Genomic DNA, 262 nt, shown 5'->3' with positions numbered 1-262 from the left:
CAACTGGGCTGGCTAGCCGACTAAGGGTTTGATTGCCATCCATCAACATATAGCCAAATTCGCCACCGAACAATTGAGGGCCTTTGACCAATTCTTTATTCAAAACAAGTGCCCCACCGATACCACTTCCAATAATTAAAAAGAGACTATTAGCCACATCTTTTGCCGCACCACGCCAGACCTCAGCTAAAGCTGCACAATTTGCGTCATTTTCAATGGTGACTGGCAGATGAAATACTTCTTCTAGTTGACTAACAATTGG

At 43.9% G+C, this 262-nt stretch carries 1 protein-coding gene; it reads right to left on the bottom strand.

Translation table 11 applies throughout. The features are described 5' to 3' along the window. Positions 1-262: ROK family protein (locus RMT89_RS43745; RefSeq protein ID WP_315889319.1), on the bottom strand; the 262-nt coding region annotated here is incomplete at both ends.

This window comes from Streptomyces sp. P17 (assembly GCF_032436805.1).
GTDB lineage: Bacteria > Actinomycetota > Actinomycetes > Streptomycetales > Streptomycetaceae > Streptomyces.
The sequence above is the reverse complement of the archived record's forward strand: the minus strand, read 5'-3'. Positions and strand labels throughout refer to the sequence as shown.